Below are 16838 nucleotides of genomic sequence, written 5' to 3' on the forward strand. Positions count from 1 at the left end.
TTGGCAAGTACCCGGTTTAGCCCCATGGAGAACCACGGGCGTGACCCGCGGCCACGAGTGCATCGCTGCGGCGAGCACGCCCCCGGGGGCTCGACAGCAGTATCGATTACCAGTCGATTCAGCAATCCCTTTGAAGTGTCCGACGTTCCTGAGCAAGATCGCTTGGGTGCGCTGGTCCGCTACGGCGTGTGGTTGGCGGCTCAGCGCGACCTGTTGAAGGAGCTGCGCGGGCTGGCGGGGCGAGACCTTGCATGCACATGTGCGTTGGACGACGTGGCGTGCCATCGCAATGTTCTGCTTGATGTCGCCAACCCACCGTCAGGAATGACGGGTGGTGGCCGCGCGATGGGGCTGACCGTTCGCCGGCCATGGGCTTCGTTGCTGTTGGTTGCAGAAGAACTGGGAGGCAAGACCGTTGAGAATCGAACCTGGTCCACGGACTACCGAGGGCCAGTGCTGCTCTACGCCGGAACGAGAATCGACAACGTCGGGATCAGCGCAGCTCAACATGCAGGCTTGGACGCCGACTGGCACACCGAGCAGCGGGGCTGGCTCGGCGCGAGCGCACTGATCGACGTCCACGCGGCCATCAACGGATGCTGCCAGCCCTGGGGTCAGCAGCAATCACGCTCGGCGACAACGGTTTATCACTGGGTGTTCTCTCATCCGCATCGCCTAGCTGACCGAACCTGGGGTCGCGGCTTTGTGGGTCTTCGCCCGACATCATGGGCGGTCCTTGTGCGCCGCAGCGCTCTGGCACCCTTTGCCCCGTCTGCGAGCGTGCCGAGATGACAGACAACCTTGACGACGCGCTACGGATGGAGGCTCAGCGCCTGGCGCGTCGGCGTGCCCGCAAGCGCCGCGATTCCCTTGCACTACGCGTGGGTGTTCTCGATGACCTATGCATTGACCGAAATATCAGGCTTCCCGCCGAGCCGACCATCGTCGATGTTGCAGCGTTCTTTGAGATCGACCGTGGACCCCTGACAACACTGCTACGCGACTACCGCGAAGAACTGCTGCGCGACGGGTGGGAGCCTCGACATCCACGCCATGACGGCCAAGATTACTGGAGTGAAGAAGCCATAGTAAGGGCGGCACTGCTTCTTGACAGCGCCGTTGGGTGTGACTCGGAAGTGGCAGAACAGATTCGGTATTTCCTCGGGCAAGGTGAACTTCCACTGGTGTTTTCTGTGACCGATGCACGATTGTCACAGTCCGCGAAGCTCTATAGTCGCGCAATAGAGTTGGTTGCTGATGTTCACGGGGAGCAATGCCCTGCTGCAGTGTGGCGTGAGCTGCAGGATATGCCGCGCTATCAACTGCAATCGCTGGCCATCGCGTTGGCCGCTATCGTTCCCGACGATCGGCCCGGCCTAGGCAGATACTTGTGCGAGTTGTCTTCGCGGCCGGGCTCGCCGGGCAGCCGTGAGCGCGGCCTGGCGCTGCTAATCCCTCGATGCTCGAAGCTGCTGAAGCGACGCCGACAGCCTGGGCGGCCTCAGTGCTCGTCGGAGCCAGGCGGCGCCACGGTCGTGGCTGAGCGATGACGACAGCCGACACCATCCGCCTCCGTGAAGCCCTGCTCAACGAACTACGCAAGGCCCACCGGCCCGTTTCGACGGCAGAACTCGCAGCGCTCATGCCCTGGCGGGTCGAACGCACTGACGACACCTGCGCCCTGCTCTGTCAGCACGCCGGGGGCAACAAAGATGTCGAAGTTCTTGAATGCCATGGGAGTTGGCATGTGGTCCAGTATCGACGTACTTCTCAGGGCTACAGCGGCATCTACCGACACCTGCGCAGCCTCGAGCAGCAGAGAATCGTCCGCCGCACGCTGCATGACGGACGTAAACGCGTCTGTTGGAGCTTGGTCGTATCTGAGACTTCAGCTGGCTTGCCCGCAGACCAGGGTGATCGTGGTTAGGCGGTTCTGTCAGTGTCGTCACTTCGGGCGCAAGGACGTCGATTGATCAGCAGCCCCGGCAATGAGGAGGCAAAGGCAGTGGAGGTTTCTGCGAGTCGGCAGGCGGTGACCCTGACGCGTCTGACCGCCGTCACAATCACTTTCGGAGTAGGAGCAGCCAGTTTCGCCTTGTCGTTCACAGCGCTCCGCGACCTCGCCACCCGTGGTCACATCCCAGCCGGGCAAGCGTGGTTATGGCCGCTGATGGTGGACGGTGCAATATTGCTGGCGACCCTTGGGGTGGTGATCATGGCAGGTGACGACCCCCAGTACCGCGACGACCGACGCTTCTTTTGGTGGGTGTTGGGCGGCGGTGCGGCGGTGAGCATCACCTGCAATGCGTTGCACGCGATCTTGCCGGCAGATCAACCTCTTAACGCATGGTTTCGTGGCTTTCTGGCTGGGGTAGCTCCTGCTGCGCTGCTGGTGACCACCCACGGCCTCACGCTCTTGACTCGGATGCAGCGTCGCAACGCCGTGAACCCGCTGTTGCCACGGTCCACTGAGGATCAGGCGCAGCCGTCGGTCATGGCCACGGATGAGCCCGCCGCCGAGGTCGGTCAACCGATGCCCAGCGTTAAAGAAGCCGTGCAGTGCAATCAGGCGCTCGTACCGTGTGACGATTCACGCAGCGATTCGGCGGATCCACATCCCTACACAGTGCCCGCAGATAGCAGATGGCACCAGGTCGCACCCCGAGTCTTGGAAAACATCTCTCTCAAAGATGCCGGTTGCGGTGACGTTGCCCAAGTTCTGTACCTGAGCTTCGAGCGCACGATGACTAACCGCGAGATCGGCCGCCATCTCGCCATGAGCCATCACACGGTGGGAAAGATCCAGGCCGCGGCTGCTCGTGTACTTCGCGATGAGCAAGATTTGGCATCCGTCGCATCATGAGATATTCGGTATGCGGCCAACTGCGGGGGTCGCCAAGTCGACGCCGCGATCCATCCAGAAACCGTCACTTCTACGCCCTGCCGTATCGTTCGACGTTCCGACAACACCTTTGCATGCAATCGCTCAGGATGGCCGCGCGGATATTGCGCTTAGACGCTACGTGTAGGCACGAAAAGGTATTAGTCGTCACCACGGTATTCCCGACGATCACATAACGATTCGTGATGAACCCGGATTTTGAGTAAAATTTTCGTTTTGACTCAACGGGTTGAAGTCGGGCCTTCTGGCATTGGTGCGGCTCACTGGTGGGGCCACACTTGGGCGCGCCGAAAGCGTGAGCGCAGATTGCGGATAGGTGCTGGTACAGGAAGGAGATGACGTCGATGGCGGTCGTCGAGGTCAATCGAGAAGGATTGACCGCCGCGGGTAAGGAATTAGGTGCTGCCAACCAAGCGTACGCACCGGCGCTCGCGGTTCCTCCGGGGGAGGACCTGACCTCGGTCAGTGCAGCTGAGAGCCTAAACGCGCTGTCGCGGGCCCTGGCTGCACGTTTAGACCACGGCAGCATTCTTCGTGAACTCGGCGCCCAGGCCGTCATCCATACGGCCATGACTTTGTCCGGCCAAGACGACGCTAACGCGGCAGCAATCACCAACGGAGCGCCGGTTGGTGAGCTTGCAGGTGCACTGATGAGCGTGCCCACGGTGCCCGCGCCGGCGCCGCCCGCCATCCCGGCTATACCAGGGGCACTGACACCCCTGCCAGGGGAGGCCCATGCAAAGCTTCTCTACGCAGGCCCCGGCGCAGGCAGTGTGCGTGAGTTCGCCGATGCTTGGTCGAATTACGGCGAACACTTGCAGGCCCTCGCTGAAACGCTGAACGGCGTGGCCGGGTCCATCAACGACAGCTGGGATCGGGGGCAGCAGCAAGCTGGTGTAAACACACAACGCCACGGCTACTGGGTCGCTGAGATGAGCCAGCACGCCCACGACCTTGCCGGGTATGCACGCAGTGTCGCAGCGGGCTTCGATACCGCCCGGAGCTCAACTCCTGGTCCCGAGGAATTCACTCAAACCCGCAAACAGCTGCAACAGGCAGTGCAACGTTTCAGGGCCACCAAGGGCGCCAACGCTGCAGAGGTCCAGCATTTCACCCAGCGCTATGCCAACTTGCAGGCAGAAGCTACCCAGGCAGCATTGGACTATCACGCGCACGTGACTTCTGCCTCTTTCGGGATCGGTGAGGTCAAGGACGCGCCCGCGATCACTGGTAGCGGGCCGGCAGTGCCGCTGAATTCAGGACCATGGAAACCTGGCGATCGCCGCCACATCCCCTATAACGCCGGCCCTGGCGGGCGTCCGCCCTCCAACTGGGTTGATAGTCCGACGTGGATTGAGATCGGACCTGGATCCGGCCAGTTTGTACGGGCGGATGAGCTTCCTGGCGTGGTAGTCCTTAAACCCGGTGAACTGGGACCACCGGGTTATTACGGCGGCGGCGATTCGCCAAATCACTACATCGAGTTGGCTCCACACTCGGGTGTTTGGGTACCACAGGAGAGTTTTCCCGATCGAATCGTGGTTAAGCCTGGGGAATTACCACCGCCGTTCTACCAGGAATACCTCCCCGGGTCGGGCATGTATCTACCAAGCAAGGATCTAACTGTTGATCCTTTCACCAAGTTGGATCCCAACCGGACGTTTCCGTCGTGATGGGTTGAGAGTGTTTCTCCGCTTCTCAGCGCTCTCGCCCGGTGTCGCGGTTGAGTGCGGGGTTGCCGTTTACGAGTGCTGAATTCACCCGGTGAGTGCTGGCGTGTTGGCGGCGCAGTTGGCGGCGTTCCTCGACGGCGGCGGCGACCTCCGGGGTCAGCAGCTGCTGCGAGCAACGGTCCGCTTGGTCGAGAACCGGATCTAGATCGGGTTGTGGGTGCGCAAGTCTGGCTGGTGTGGCAGAGGCGACGCTGAGGACCTCCGACCATGGCAGGTCGTGTTGTAGAAGGGTGAGCAGGGGCGCCGACGGGGGTGGTGGCCATCCGCGGTTGCCGTCGTCGAGCAACAAGACTCTCGCCCGATGTGCTTGGGCATGTTCGGCGAGGTCGGCTAGGACGGCGGGATCGGCTGTCGCGGCGCGGTCGACGATAATGGTGGTGGATGTGTTGATGGTCAGTTCGCCGGTTGCGATCTGTTCATGGGCTTGGTCAAGGTGCAGGATCGTGTCGGCGACGCCGGCGTCATTCAGTTGTGATCTGCGGTCGTCACCGGTGTAGCACCACAGGATGCGGTGGTCGTGAGATTGCGCTGCATCACGCAGAATTGCCATCGCGCGTAGCGCTACGTCGTCATCTTCGCCGTATAGGGCGGTCACGGTAAATCCGCCGTTGGCCACGTTGTTGATGGCGCGCGCGGTCAGGTCGGGCAAATCGTCGGTGGCGGCGGCGGGAAGAGCGAACCCACGTTCGATGTGGTAGTCGCCTGCGACGCGAAGCATGTCCAATTCGGTGTGCAAGGCCTCGATGTTGTCGATCACGTGTGCGGCGCTGCGGGTTTGGGCTTCAGCGAATGCCCTGGCGGTGGCCGCTTCCGCACGATCGAGGTCCTGCCTGATGTGGTCGCGGCGCGCGCGTGCGGTTGCCAGAGCACGCAGATCCTCGTCGAGGGCGCTCCGACGTGCGTCCTCGACGTCATCGTCGGTGATGATGCGGTTGGGATCGTCAGCGGCCGCAACGCGTCGGGCGATAGCTGCGGCGAGTTCATCACGGAATTGTTCGGCGGGCGTGGTGGCGGGTACGGCGAGCGTGGCCAGGTGGACGCCGGCTCGTGCCGACGCGATGTCGAGCGGGTCGCTGTCGGGATCGTTGAGCGCGGCATCGAGTTGATGTTGGCTCCAGTGCAGGTACTCGAGACCGTTTTCGTAGCTGGTTTCGGCGTCTGCCCAGCGGGCGAGGATGTCGTGGATGGCCAGCCTGTAGGGGCGGTCGCGCTCGGCGCGTACGCGCAGTTCGAGAAGGTGTTGGTCGGCGGCGCGCAGTGCGGGTCCTTGTCCGCAGGCGATCTGGCTTTGCAGCGTGTGAAGTGCGTTGGTGCTGTCGTGGTACTGGGCGCGCAGCTGTGTGACGTTGGCCAGCGCGGGGCCAACCGGTTGGGTGAGCGGCCGCTGCGTGAGCAGGTCGTCAAAGCCCAGGGTGCCGTCGCTGTAGGTGTCGAGCAGTTGGGGGTCTGGTGGCAGGGTGCTGCTCTCGTCGGGTGCGATGAGGGTGGCGCCGTAGCCGAGTCCCAACATTTCCAGCATGGCGTCGTCGGTGAGGGTGTGCCCCGGAATATGGGGATCAGGGACGTGATGGCGAAGTTGTTCGGCTTCCTCGGGTGTCATTGGGACATCGCTGGGCACCGGAATGTCGAGATGGTCGTAGGGGGAGTCGCAGGTGAATAGGTCGATGGAGTATGTGAGTAGTTGTGCGTATTCCTCTGGACGTAGGGGGTCGTTGGGGTCCTCGACGTCGCGGAGATGTTCGTGGGCTACCTGCAGCAGTTGCAGCGGTGTCCAGCGCGCCGGGTCGGCGCTGGCGATGGCGGCGACCAGCCTGGCGAATGCGGGGTCGGCAGCGATGGTTTCGGCGGTGGCGGTGCCGAATTCGTGGTGCAGGTCGGGCAACCAGGTCGGACGCAACATCGGCATTGCCGTGTCCAGGGCTGCGGGTTGGATCCGACCAGCCAGGCGCCACCAGAGCGCTGCACCGGGCATTTGGTCGGGTAGGGGGCCCTCGGCGGCGGCATCGGCAAGTAGCTGGTGCAGGTCTACCCCGGTTCTCATGACCTGGGCCAGATGTGCAGCCAGCTGGGGCCAGTACGGGTCGCGGCGCACGCGAGGGTCGATGTCATCGACGATGCTGTTGAACCGGCGGGTGTCGGGGTCGCGGCGGCCGAGGTGTTTGTCGGCGAGCTTTTCCAGGAGCTGTTGAGTCCGGCGGTCCCGCACGGCGTATTGCTCCGGCCCTGTCAAGCGGGTATCGGCGTCGCAGATGTCGTGGGCGGCGCGGAATACGGCAATCTCAGCGCGGATGCCGGGGGTTCCGTTAAGGAGTGGCCGAGCCCATCGCGGGGCGCTGACGGTATCCCAGTCTGCTGCAATCTGGCGTATCGATTGGGCGAGGTCGACGACGAGGTCATGGCGGGCCTGGAGGTAGCGCGCCCAGTCGGGGTTGGCATTGAGCGCGGCGGGGATTGCGGGAAGCCAGCGCAGCGGCCCGTTGCCTGTTGAGTGTTCGCCGGTCTCGTCGAGGCGCCAGTCCAGTGTCGCGGCGGGATCTGCCGTCGTGTGCAGTTCTCGCCGAGCGGCGGCCTCGGTGAGAAGACTGATGGGGTCATGACCGTTGATGGCCAGCAGCGCCAAGTGCATGCGCAGTGTTGGCCAAGCGGGCATTTCAGTCAGCTGGGGGTAAACGTTTGCGGCGCCGGTGTCGATCGCGGCCATTGCTGCGGTGCCGAGGCGGTCTTCGGCAAGCGCGCCGATGGCATGGACGTAGGAGCGGGCGGCGTGCGCGAGCCGTTGGCGTGGGTCTTCGGCGTCGCGTTGCTCGGTGGTGGCGGAGCGTTGGGATCCGTCGCGGGCCAAGACGCGCTCAAGAACATCCAGGGCAGTTTGTGGGTGGGTGGCCTTCGGGCTCAGGATGCGGTGAGCGTCGGTTTCGGCGGTGGCCAGGTAGACGTGATTTTCATCGGTGGCTCGTGACATTGCGGTGTAGAGCTGCTGGCGCGTGAGTTGGTCAGAGCCCATCACATGGCACGTCCCAGGTGTTTTTCTGTTGCCGATGGTCATGCCCTGCGACGCGTCGATGGTGGAGGCGTATCCCAGCGTTACGTAATTGCGGACATACCAGGGCGGCAGCGTCGCCTTTTGTCCGGTGTCCAGTCGGGCAACGCTAAGAGTGCCGTCGTGGGTGACCATTTCCACGCGCCAGCGGTAGCCGTTGCGCACGAAGTCGCGCCCGCCGCCGATGCGCAGGCTGCGGTTGTTGCGACGGGTGGCGATGGTGTCACCGACTGAGGCGCATAAGCCGTCGGAGAGGATAGCTTGCAACGAATTCGCCGAGCGCATAACGCTACTGGCGTCACGGGCAATGGTTTCCAGTCGCTGTAAGCGGGCGCGCTGGTTAAGTTCGGCGACAATGGAGTTAGTTGGCGCCAGCATCGTCGTGTCGTAACCGCGGGCGTGATCAGCGGCCCACCGCTGGTACACCATGTCGATAACAGTGTCGTCGGAGCCGACGTGAATACGCTGTTTGTCGGCGTAAAACGCCAGTGCGGCAGGGTCACCGACGCGGAGTCCCAGGCCCGCTTGGGCTTCAGCGCGCGAAGTGAACCTCACCACTTCTGTCAGATTGAGCGCCCCATAGGTGTGTTCGATATCGCGCAGAACGCCGCCGGCCGACACCGACGCCAGTTGGCGGTCATCGCCGACGAGTCGCACGCTGGCCCCGCGGGCTGTCGCGATGGCGATGACGCCAGCGAGCTGAAGGGTGCTGGCTTTGCCAGCTTCATCGATGATGATCAGCGTGTTCTCGTCGATCGCATCGAACCACCCCCGCGCGGGATCATTCGTTGCGTCGGGGTTGTTGTGCAGCCAAAGAAATTTGTCGACGGTGTCGGTGTCGGTGCCGATGTCGTTACGCAACAACTGCGCTTGGCTGGCTCCGGGAGATAAGCCAAGGACACAGCCGCCCGACTCTTCCCATGCTCGCGTCAACGCCGACATCGCTGTCGTTTTGCCGGAGCCGGCGGGAGCCAATGCGAGTTGGACCCGCACGCCTGAGCAGGCCATCTCGCGCACAACGGCTTCTTGCCCGGGGTTGAGGACGCGGCCCTGGATGGCCTTTTCTGCCATCAACGCAAGGTCAACGTCGGCCTGCGTGGCGCGGCGTCCGTCAGTACGTCCTGCCGCATCTAAGACACGCTTTTCTGCAGCGAGGATTTCGCCGCTGGTGAACAGTTGCGTGCCGTGGGTGGTGTAGATGCTGGCCCCGTCACGGCGGCGCAGCTGACCGGGTTCGCCCAGGTCGTTGTCGGCGACGCGGGCATATGCTCGACTGAGCGGCTCTGAGAGCGCGGCCGCGGTGATGATGTCGGCCAAGTCGCGTTGGGTGGCCAGACCAGAGGCCCGTACGCGGCGCTGAGCCTCGGCGTAGATGTGAATGCGTTGCCAGCTCGAGCGCGCCTGAGAGACCGTTTCGACGACCACGCGTGCTTGTTCGGCGATCCACTCATCGGAGCACTTCGCAGGGTGCTGGTGTCGTGGCAAGCGAACGTTGGCCAGCATGGCTGAAAGGGCGTGCGGGCTGCCCAGGTGTTCGATTGCTTGGGTGCGCCACGCCTGGCGCTGCTCTGCCAGTGAGCGGGGCTCATGCTTGGCCGTGCGGGTTTCTAGGTTCGCGCGTTCACGTAGCGCGATGGCCTCAGCGGTGGTGGGTTCTCGGCCGTGGTCGCGCTGAAACTGCTTAGCTAGATCTGTATATCGGTGGTTGATCATCACCCGCCGCGATGAGAATTCCTCACACAACTCCTGGGGAACACCGACCACCTCGCGGACCGCACGCTTGCCTCGCTCAGCAGGCTGGCGCTCCTCGAACGCCAGCGCCGCCTTCTCCATTGCGTACGCCTCTAGGCGTGTGTTGTAAAACTCCGAGGCCGCAACATTGTTCTTGAAGACTGGGCGGCCATCTAATGCCAGCCAACGGCTAATGCCGTCGGGCCCGCTGGCGCGAACCTTGGCGCTGATCGCGACGTGGGTGTGTAGGTCAGGGTCCCCAGCGCGGCTATCGCGGTGGGTGAATTGGGCCGCGATGAAGCCGTCGCTGTCCACTTGAGCGACTCCGCCGGTGCCCATTCGCGTAAACGCAGCGTTGTCTTGCAGGTAGTCCAAAGTGTCAGAAACGGCCAGATTGTGGCATTCCTCAAGGATTTTGGATAGCTCTGTGGGGGCCAGTGCCCACAGGACTGAGAAGCTCTTTACCGGGCTAAAGGTTAGGTCGTACCCGGCGGTGGAGGTGGTCTGATCGCGCGACTGCGCGGCGACAAAACCGGTTAGCTCCCGCCCATCCAACGGAGCCCGTCCATATTCTCGGGCGAAGAGGTCCCGAGCGATGTCGGTACGCATCTGTGCGCGCAGGGTCTCTTCGATCGGCGTATTCCACGGCAGGCTGTTGCTGAGGTTGTGGTCGCGATAGGCCACCGCCAGACGCCGCCCCAGCTCGGTTGAGGCGTCGTTGATCAGGAACGGACGACCAAGGCTGACGGCGGCTTTGGCTGCAGCTTTGCTCGCGCCTTGCAGAATCAGGTGCTCGGCGATTACACCCGCGTTGGGGTGTAATCCCAGACCGAAGAGGGCCTTCATTTGGCCTTCGGTGACCTGCGAACCGGACGCGATGTTCCACTGCGCCCGCTCATGATCGGTCAGCAGCACCCGCCCTGCCGGCTCCGCGAGCCCGGACAGCCCGCGCCCGACCCAACGACCCGGGGACTCACCCTTATCCGTGTAGTAGTCGCTGAGGGATCCGCGTCCTCGTTTGTCGGCATCTTGGGCCGCAACTTGGCGGATCAGATAAAGGTATCCATCGCCCGCGGTGAGCTTGTGCAAACTCATCATCGCCGGATCACGCGGCGACCCTAACTCGATCTCCGTACGCCTCCAGCGATCCTGGAAATCAGTGTGCGCGAGCGAGTGTCACCCAAACGTGACCTAAGTGCATGAGGTGTGTGGTGCCAGGGAGGGGCCAGTCTGATGGCTGGTGGTGACGGACACGGGATGTCCCGTACGGGTGAAGGCTGCAGTGTTTCGGTGAAGGCTGCAGTGGACGTTGCAGTGTCCGGGTAAAGCTTGCACTCGGGTGCGAGTCGCTGCGGTACTGCGGTCCCGTGATCGGGAAGCATGTTTGCCGTGACAGCGGCGCTGGCCGAGGCGGCCGGGATGGTGATCAAGACGGGCAGTGTTGAGGTCGATTGGGTGACCGCCGACGGCGATCGGCGGCGGCTGGCGCTCGACGCAGCCGCGGTTGTGGGTTTCGAGGATGGGGTGCCGGTGCGGCGGTTCACGCCCCGAAAGGGGCAGCGACACCTGGGTGGCCGGTGGTGGTGCGCGACGACCGGCGGCCACGTCGGATTCGAGTCGTGGCTGGAGCGCGACCACGTGATGCTGCTGGACTTCGATCCAGCGGTGGTCGGCATCGCGGCGCAACCGTTCTGGCTGTCCTGGCCGAACGAGGCGGGGACGCGGACAAGGCACGCGCCAGACTTGTTCGCCCGCCGCATCGACGGCACCGCGCTGGTGGTCGACTGCCGCCCGGTCGAGCGACGCCGGCCGCAGGACCTAGCCAAGTTCGCAGTGACGGGGCATGCGTGCGCCCGGCTGCGTTGGGAGTATCGACTGGTCGCCGGCTTGGACCCGGTGCTGGTGGGCAACCTGCGTTGGCTGTCGGGTTACCGTCACCCGCGCAACGACGTCCCGGCCGTCGGGGTCTCGCTGATGGATGTGTTCGCGACGCCGACACCGCTGCTGGCCGGTGCCGAGGCGGTCGGTGATCCGATCGCAGTGTTGCCTGCGTTGTTCCATCTTCTGTGGCGGCAGGTGTTGAGCGCGGACTTAAGTCGGCCGCTGGGTGAGGCGACGCTCGTCGCGTTCGGGGTTGCTCCTTGACGGCGGCACGACCGGCGGTACTGCGCCCCGGCGATCGGGTGGAGTTCGACGGGGGCGAGCACCAGGTGCTCGGGCTGGTCGGCACCGCGGTCCGGCTGCGCTCGGGTGAAGGTGTCGAGCAGGTCGTGCTGGTATCGCATCTGTTGTCCTCTGCGGCGTTCGCGCTGCTGGGCCACGACGACCCGGTCGGGTTGGAGCCGTTCGGGCTGCTGGACGGCCTGCCAACCGAAATCGTCGATGCGGCGCGTGAGTGGGAACGGCATGTGGTCGAGGTCGAGACCGGATTGCCGCCGGGAGCAGAGCCGGGCGCGGTGTTCCGCGGCGGATATGACCCGGCGTTGACCACGGTCAGCCAGCGGGCCGAGAAGAAGGCGGCCGAATTGGGTGTGAGCGTGCGCACGGTGCACTCTCGCCGCGCGCGGTATGCACGGCAGGGTTTGTGGGGTCTGGTTGATCAACGCGGTGCACGCCAGGTGGCGGTCACTGGACGCGCCGACGCGCGGTTGGTCGCAGCTGTGCGCGAGGCGCTGGACGCCGAGACTCATACCTCAACCGGCACGCGGACGCGGCTGATGCGCCGGGTCGTTGCGCAACTGGAGTCTGAGCATGGGCCGGGGGTGGTGCCGCTGCCGGGGCGCTCGGCGTTCTATCGGCTCATTGAGGCGTTGGCCACTGGCCGGCACAGTTTCGGGTCGGCGGTCACGCGGAGGCAGACGGCGAACCGCCCGTCGGGGATGTTCACGCCGAGTTTCGCTGCGAGGCCGGGTGAGCAAGTGCAGATCGACTCGACCCCGATCGACGTGCTGGTGCTGCTGGATGACGGCACACCGGCACGCGCGGACTTAACGATCGTGGTGGATGTGGCCACACGCACGATCTGCGCGGCGGTCCTGCGACCGGTCGGGACGAAAGCGGTGGATGCCGCGTTGCTGCTGGCGCGGATGCTGGTGCCTGAGCCGATGCGGCCCGGCTGGAGTCAGGCGTTGCGGATGTCGGCGTCGGTAATGCCGCACGCCCGGTTGCTGGACATCGACATGCGGATGGAGCTGGCGGCGGCCAGGCCGGTGATCGTGCCGGACACGATCACCATTGACGGCGGGAAGGTGTTCGTCTCGGACACGTTCACCAGGGCATGTGAGCGGTTGGGGATCTCGGTGCAGCAGGCCCGGCCCCACACGCCAACCGACAAGGCGATCGTGGAGGCCACGTTCGGCTCGATCAACACGCTGTTCTGTCAGCACGTCGCCTCCTACACCGGCGCGAACGCGACCCGGCGGGGGGCAGACGTGGCGGGGACGTGGACTCTGGTCGAGTTGCAGGACCTGCTCGATGAGTGGCTGCTGGCCGGCTGGCAAACCCGGCCACACGACGCGCTACGCGACCCACTGGCACCGCGGCGGATGCTCAGTCCGAATGAGAAGTACACCGCGCTGGTCGCCGCCGCCGGGTATCTACCGCTGACCCTGACCGGGGAAGACTACTTGGAACTGCTGCCGGTGACCTGGCGGCAGATCAACGCCTACGGCATCAAAATCGACTACCGCACCTACGACTGCCCCGAACTCGGGCCGCTGCGCCTTCAGCACTCCGGTGTCACCGCGCGGCGCGGGCTCTGGGAGGTCCACTACGACCCCTACGACGCCACCCGGGTGTTTGTGCGCACGCGCGAGGGATGGCTCACCGTCCCCTGGACCCATCTGCCGATGGTGACCGCGCCCTTCGCGGAATTCACCTGGCGCCACGCCCGTACCCTGACCGCGCAGCGCGGCGGTGATGCCAGCAACGAGACCCAGGTCGCCCGTGTGCTGGACGACCTGCTGACCCGGGCGGCGGCCGGGCCGGTCGACAAGCGCACCGACAGGGTCGCCGCACGCACCCGTCTGACCGGTGTCGCCAGTTCGCTTATCCCGCTGCCCGACCGCCCCGAGCCCGAACCCGAGTCGACCGCTGAGCCCTTGGCGGCGTTGATCCCGTTCGGGGTCTTCGATGCCGACGCCGAAGCCGACAAATGGTGAACCAAAGCAACGGCGACGCCGAGGCCAAGTTCGGGGCGGACGAGCCGCTAACGACTAAAGAGGGATGGCGGCGGTTCGTGGACCGCCAACCGATCGCGCCGGAGGGGCACAACCCGGCGACGCTAGACCTGCTCACCGAAGCCGAGCGAGACATGGTCAATGAGACGCGGCGGGCCTATCACGCGGACTTGCCGTTGGCGAACACCCCGACGATCCAGAAGGTGATCTCCACGGCGCGGCTAATGCTGCAGTTGAACCGAAACCAGGTCTCTGCCCGGCGGGGTTTGATCGTGTCGGGGGAGTCGGGCACCGGCAAGACGACCGCGCTCACGCTGTTGGGCCGCACCCACGAACGCCATATCCGCCGCCGGTTCCCACATGATGCACATCGGCTGCCGGTGCTCTACGTGACCGTCCCGCCGACCTCGACCGCGCGGATGCTGGCGATGGAGTTCGCCCGGTTCCTCGGACTGTCGTTCACCGGCCGGGTCAACATCACCGACATCGTGGACGCGGTCTGCCACACCGCCGCCCGCACCGGTGTCGAGCTGGTGCTAGTCGACGAGCTGCACAACCTGAACCTGGCCACTCGCGCCGGGGCCGAGGTCTCGGATCAGTTGAAATACTTCGCCGAGCGGCTGCCCGCGACGTTCGTCTATGCCGGCATCGACGTCGAAGCGGCCGGGTTGTTCACCGGGGTCCGGGGCCGCCAGATCGCCGGCCGGTTCACCGTGATCCCGGCGACCGCGTTCGCCTACGGCACCGGCGAACAGCGTGAGCAGTGGCGGGCGCTGATCGCCACGCTGGAATCCACCCTGCGGCTGCACCGGCACAAGATCGGCTCCCTGGTCGCGCTGGACGAATACCTCTACCGGCGCAGCGGCGGCATGATCGGCAGCCTGTCGCACCTGGTCCGCGGCGCAGCGATCCTGGCCATCGAGGACGGCACCGAAAAGCTCACCCGCGCGCTGCTCGATATCGTCCCGGTCGATCACGCTGCCGAACGGACCGCTGCCGCGGATCGTTCGCGTCGGGCGATCGGCTGAGGGTGCTGGCCCGCCTGCCGATCCCGGCCGGACCGGCCCGCCACGAGATCGTGCCGTCCTACCTGACCCGACTCACGCTCCTGCACGGCCTACCAGAGGGTGAACTCTTCGAACACCTCAGCACCAACACACCCGCAGACCAACCCGCCCGGAAGCGGGGCCGGGTGGTGGCCGACCGGCTCGCGGTCGTCACCGGCCGCCCTGTCGAGCACCTGGCCCTGGCGCTGCCCGAGCTGCGCGACCCGGCACTGGACTGGACGGCCTGGCGGCACCAGTCGCAGCCCGGCTGCCCGCGCTGCGACGCCCGCCACATCGGCGGACCGGTGCTACGGCTGCTGCCACATCACTACTACGTCTGCACCCGGCATCGCTACTGGATCGGCCCACCCGACGCCGGGCAACCGCCCACTCCACTGCACGATCTGGTCGGCGACCAGATCGTGGCCGCCCAACACCGGCACAACCGGCTGCTGGCCCGCCACGGCGCGGCTGCCGCGTTCGATGCCGTGCTGACCGGGTTCCTGCTCTGCGGTCACCTGTGGAACCACGGGCAGCGCGAGCAGACCGCGGCCGTTCACGAGTGGGAACGGCGGGCAGAGTGGCTGATCCCGCCCGGAACCGTGACCACCGCCTACAGCACCTCGCTGCTGTTCGCCGCCGTCTATCCCGAAGCCGTCAGCTTCGCCGCGCTGATCGCCTCCCCGACTTGGCGGCACCTCGCCCACGGCGACACCGACGAGCAGCGCGTGTTCCTGTCCGAATCGTGTCGCCGTGTCGGGCGAGTCGTCCCCGACCCCGGTAGCGAACGCGCCGACGCGATCCGGCACTGGATGATCTTCGACAGCCATCGGCCCCCCAGCCGGCCGGACAAGACTTTCCCCGAAACCCGCGAGTACGCAGCGAGCCGGCCAGCCAAACCCAACAACGCTAGCCTTGCGCGCACCCAACGCGGCGCACGCTGGTTCGCGGCCAACCGGTACGGCGGCAGCAGCATCCTGCACCACCGCCACATCCGACCCGTTCTCGCCCGCGAGTGGGCAACGAAGATGGACGGCATCACCGCGACGATCTCGGCCAGCTCCTCGCTGTTCGACTACGGCGGCATCCGTGCGCGAGATTACGAACGGCAGCACAACGAAAATGCAAAAGAGAACTGGCCCGACCCCAGTTGATGGTCCGGGTCATGTGGTCAGGAATCGGTGATAGCAATTGATCGGAGGTCTTTGACCAACGCGAGCCCTAGCGGGCCATTACCTTGGCCGACGGCGCGAAATCCTTTGCGTTCGTAGAGACGCTTGGCCGGATTGCGGACGTGGACGTTGGTGCACATCGTGTCGTGATCCGTCGCAAGATCGACAAAGAGCGCGTCGAGCAGCAGGCCGCCGATAGCCGGCCCTGCGATGCTCTGGTGCAACGGCTATGCACAGTACGGGCAGCGGCACGCCCGCCGCGTCACAGCGCAACGGCGGGCTGCCGTGATAGGTCCACACCGCACCAATAGGTGTGCCGCTGTGATCTTCGGCGATGATCGGCACGACCCCTGCAGGCGAGAGCATCTCCTCCTCGTGGAGGACCTTGCACGCTACCTAAAGCGCACACCGACCGCAGTTGCCGAGCGGATGATCAATCTTCACGGCGCACACAGTGAGTCGGGTTACCCGGGTACCCGTTGGCATTTCACGAAGCTCGACCGCAAGGCGGCCGACCGCCAGCAGGGCGACTGATGATCTCAGCGGAGCTTACGGCCTGATGCCCTGGGAGACTCAACCGATCGGACGTTGCTGTACTTCAATTCCTAGACCGATCAGCGACCCCGATTGCCGCCGGCGACGGTTCCTCCGACGGTGGAGATCAACTTGTCAGACTCATGGAACTGTGCGCTGCAGGGTCGTCGATGACGCGCTGGCGTTCGACCGGCGTGATCCTGAATAACCAGGCAAAGCAATCTCAGCAATCTCTCAGCGCGCGATTCCTACTATTGCCTGAAGTGACAGTCACGCCGACTAGCTGAGGGTGCCAAATGTGTACATTGGCGTATGCAAATACGCAGTGGCGGAACGCTTTCTGGGACGGACCGTTGAGCCTGCTGGCGGCGCTCGGTCCACCGCGACGTTGAGTTGCAGCGACAACACCATCGCGATGGCCACGTTAAGGACGACCGAGGCCGGCCTAGAATGGCCGCCGTGCTTACAAAGCGGAGCCGCGGCGACTAAGTCACTCCTTTCG

At 64.8% G+C, this 16838-nt stretch carries 12 protein-coding genes; 10 read left to right on the forward strand and 2 right to left on the reverse strand.

Annotated features, from left to right (window positions below; translation table 11 throughout):
- The first annotated feature begins 24 nt into the window (after window positions 1-24).
- The 5 genes from QXK92_RS33000 to QXK92_RS33020 all read left to right on the forward strand — a co-directional run bounded on the left by QXK92_RS33000 (window position 25) and on the right by QXK92_RS33020 (window position 4575).
- On the forward strand, window positions 25-792 hold the full coding sequence (locus QXK92_RS33000) for a DUF4326 domain-containing protein (RefSeq protein WP_306248923.1): 768 nt from the start codon (window positions 25-27) through the stop codon (window positions 790-792).
- Window positions 789-1550, forward strand: coding sequence for a hypothetical protein (locus QXK92_RS33005; protein WP_306248925.1), 762 nt, complete (start codon window positions 789-791; stop codon window positions 1548-1550). Before QXK92_RS33000 ends, QXK92_RS33005 begins: the two co-directional genes overlap by 4 nt.
- Window positions 1547-1927, forward strand: coding sequence for a hypothetical protein (locus QXK92_RS33010; RefSeq protein ID WP_306248928.1), 381 nt, complete (start codon window positions 1547-1549; stop codon window positions 1925-1927). Before QXK92_RS33005 ends, QXK92_RS33010 begins: the two co-directional genes overlap by 4 nt.
- A 42-nt stretch (window positions 1928-1969) precedes the next feature.
- Window positions 1970-2863: a DUF2637 domain-containing protein gene (locus QXK92_RS33015; protein ID WP_306248930.1), complete on the forward strand. Its 894-nt coding sequence runs from the start codon at window positions 1970-1972 to the stop codon at window positions 2861-2863.
- Window positions 2864-3246: 383 nt separating this feature from the next.
- A complete protein-coding gene (locus tag QXK92_RS33020) occupies window positions 3247-4575 on the forward strand; it encodes a PPE domain-containing protein (RefSeq protein ID WP_306248932.1) in 1329 nt (442 codons plus the stop codon).
- A gap of 25 nt (window positions 4576-4600) precedes the next feature.
- Here QXK92_RS33020 and mobF read toward each other — a convergent pair whose 3' ends face one another.
- Entirely contained in the window at window positions 4601-10501 is a 5901-nt protein-coding gene (gene mobF / locus QXK92_RS33025; protein WP_306248934.1) for a MobF family relaxase, read from the reverse strand.
- 294 nt (window positions 10502-10795) lie between these two features.
- Between mobF and QXK92_RS33030 the strand changes: the two genes are divergently transcribed.
- The 4 genes from QXK92_RS33030 to QXK92_RS33045 are packed head-to-tail and all read left to right on the forward strand — an operon-like array spanning window position 10796 to window position 15784.
- Window positions 10796-11551, forward strand: a complete 756-nt coding sequence (locus tag QXK92_RS33030; protein ID WP_232004265.1) for a TnsA-like heteromeric transposase endonuclease subunit — start codon at window positions 10796-10798, stop codon at window positions 11549-11551.
- Window positions 11548-13566, forward strand: coding sequence for a Mu transposase C-terminal domain-containing protein (locus QXK92_RS33035; RefSeq protein WP_047316151.1), 2019 nt, complete (start codon window positions 11548-11550; stop codon window positions 13564-13566). Before QXK92_RS33030 ends, QXK92_RS33035 begins: the two co-directional genes overlap by 4 nt.
- A complete protein-coding gene (locus tag QXK92_RS33040) occupies window positions 13560-14612 on the forward strand; it encodes an AAA family ATPase (RefSeq protein ID WP_065045566.1) in 1053 nt (350 codons plus the stop codon). The genes QXK92_RS33035 and QXK92_RS33040 overlap by 7 nt, the downstream gene beginning before the upstream one ends.
- Window positions 14613-14614: 2 nt before the next feature.
- Window positions 14615-15784 (forward strand): TniQ family protein, encoded by a 1170-nt coding sequence (locus tag QXK92_RS33045; RefSeq protein ID WP_052915561.1) that lies wholly within the window; start codon window positions 14615-14617, stop codon window positions 15782-15784.
- A gap of 17 nt (window positions 15785-15801) precedes the next feature.
- Here the strand turns inward: QXK92_RS33045 and QXK92_RS33050 are convergent, their stop codons facing one another.
- Window positions 15802-16026, reverse strand: a complete 225-nt coding sequence (locus tag QXK92_RS33050) for a GNAT family N-acetyltransferase (RefSeq protein ID WP_047316152.1) — start codon at window positions 16024-16026, stop codon at window positions 15802-15804.
- 97 nt (window positions 16027-16123) lie between these two features.
- On the opposite strand from QXK92_RS33050, the gene QXK92_RS33055 reads away from it, so the two are divergent.
- On the forward strand, window positions 16124-16336 hold the full coding sequence (locus QXK92_RS33055) for a hypothetical protein (protein ID WP_136623050.1): 213 nt from the start codon (window positions 16124-16126) through the stop codon (window positions 16334-16336).
- Window positions 16337-16838: the final 502 nt, after the last annotated feature.

The sequence above is a fragment of the Mycobacterium sp. TY815 genome, from assembly GCF_030755135.1.
In the GTDB taxonomy this organism is placed as follows: domain Bacteria; phylum Actinomycetota; class Actinomycetes; order Mycobacteriales; family Mycobacteriaceae; genus Mycobacterium.

Coding starts and splice junctions, on each gene's coding strand:
- QXK92_RS33020 (WP_306248932.1), top strand. CDS start 3,247: ATGGCGGTCGTCGAGGTCAATCGAGAAGGATTGACCGCCGCGGGTAAG.
- mobF (WP_306248934.1), bottom strand. CDS start 10,501: ATGAGTTTGCACAAGCTCACCGCGGGCGATGGATACCTTTATCTGATC.
- QXK92_RS33010 (WP_306248928.1), top strand. CDS start 1,547: ATGACGACAGCCGACACCATCCGCCTCCGTGAAGCCCTGCTCAACGAA.
- QXK92_RS33000 (WP_306248923.1), top strand. CDS start 25: ATGGAGAACCACGGGCGTGACCCGCGGCCACGAGTGCATCGCTGCGGC.
- QXK92_RS33040 (WP_065045566.1), top strand. CDS start 13,560: ATGGTGAACCAAAGCAACGGCGACGCCGAGGCCAAGTTCGGGGCGGAC.
- QXK92_RS33005 (WP_306248925.1), top strand. CDS start 789: ATGACAGACAACCTTGACGACGCGCTACGGATGGAGGCTCAGCGCCTG.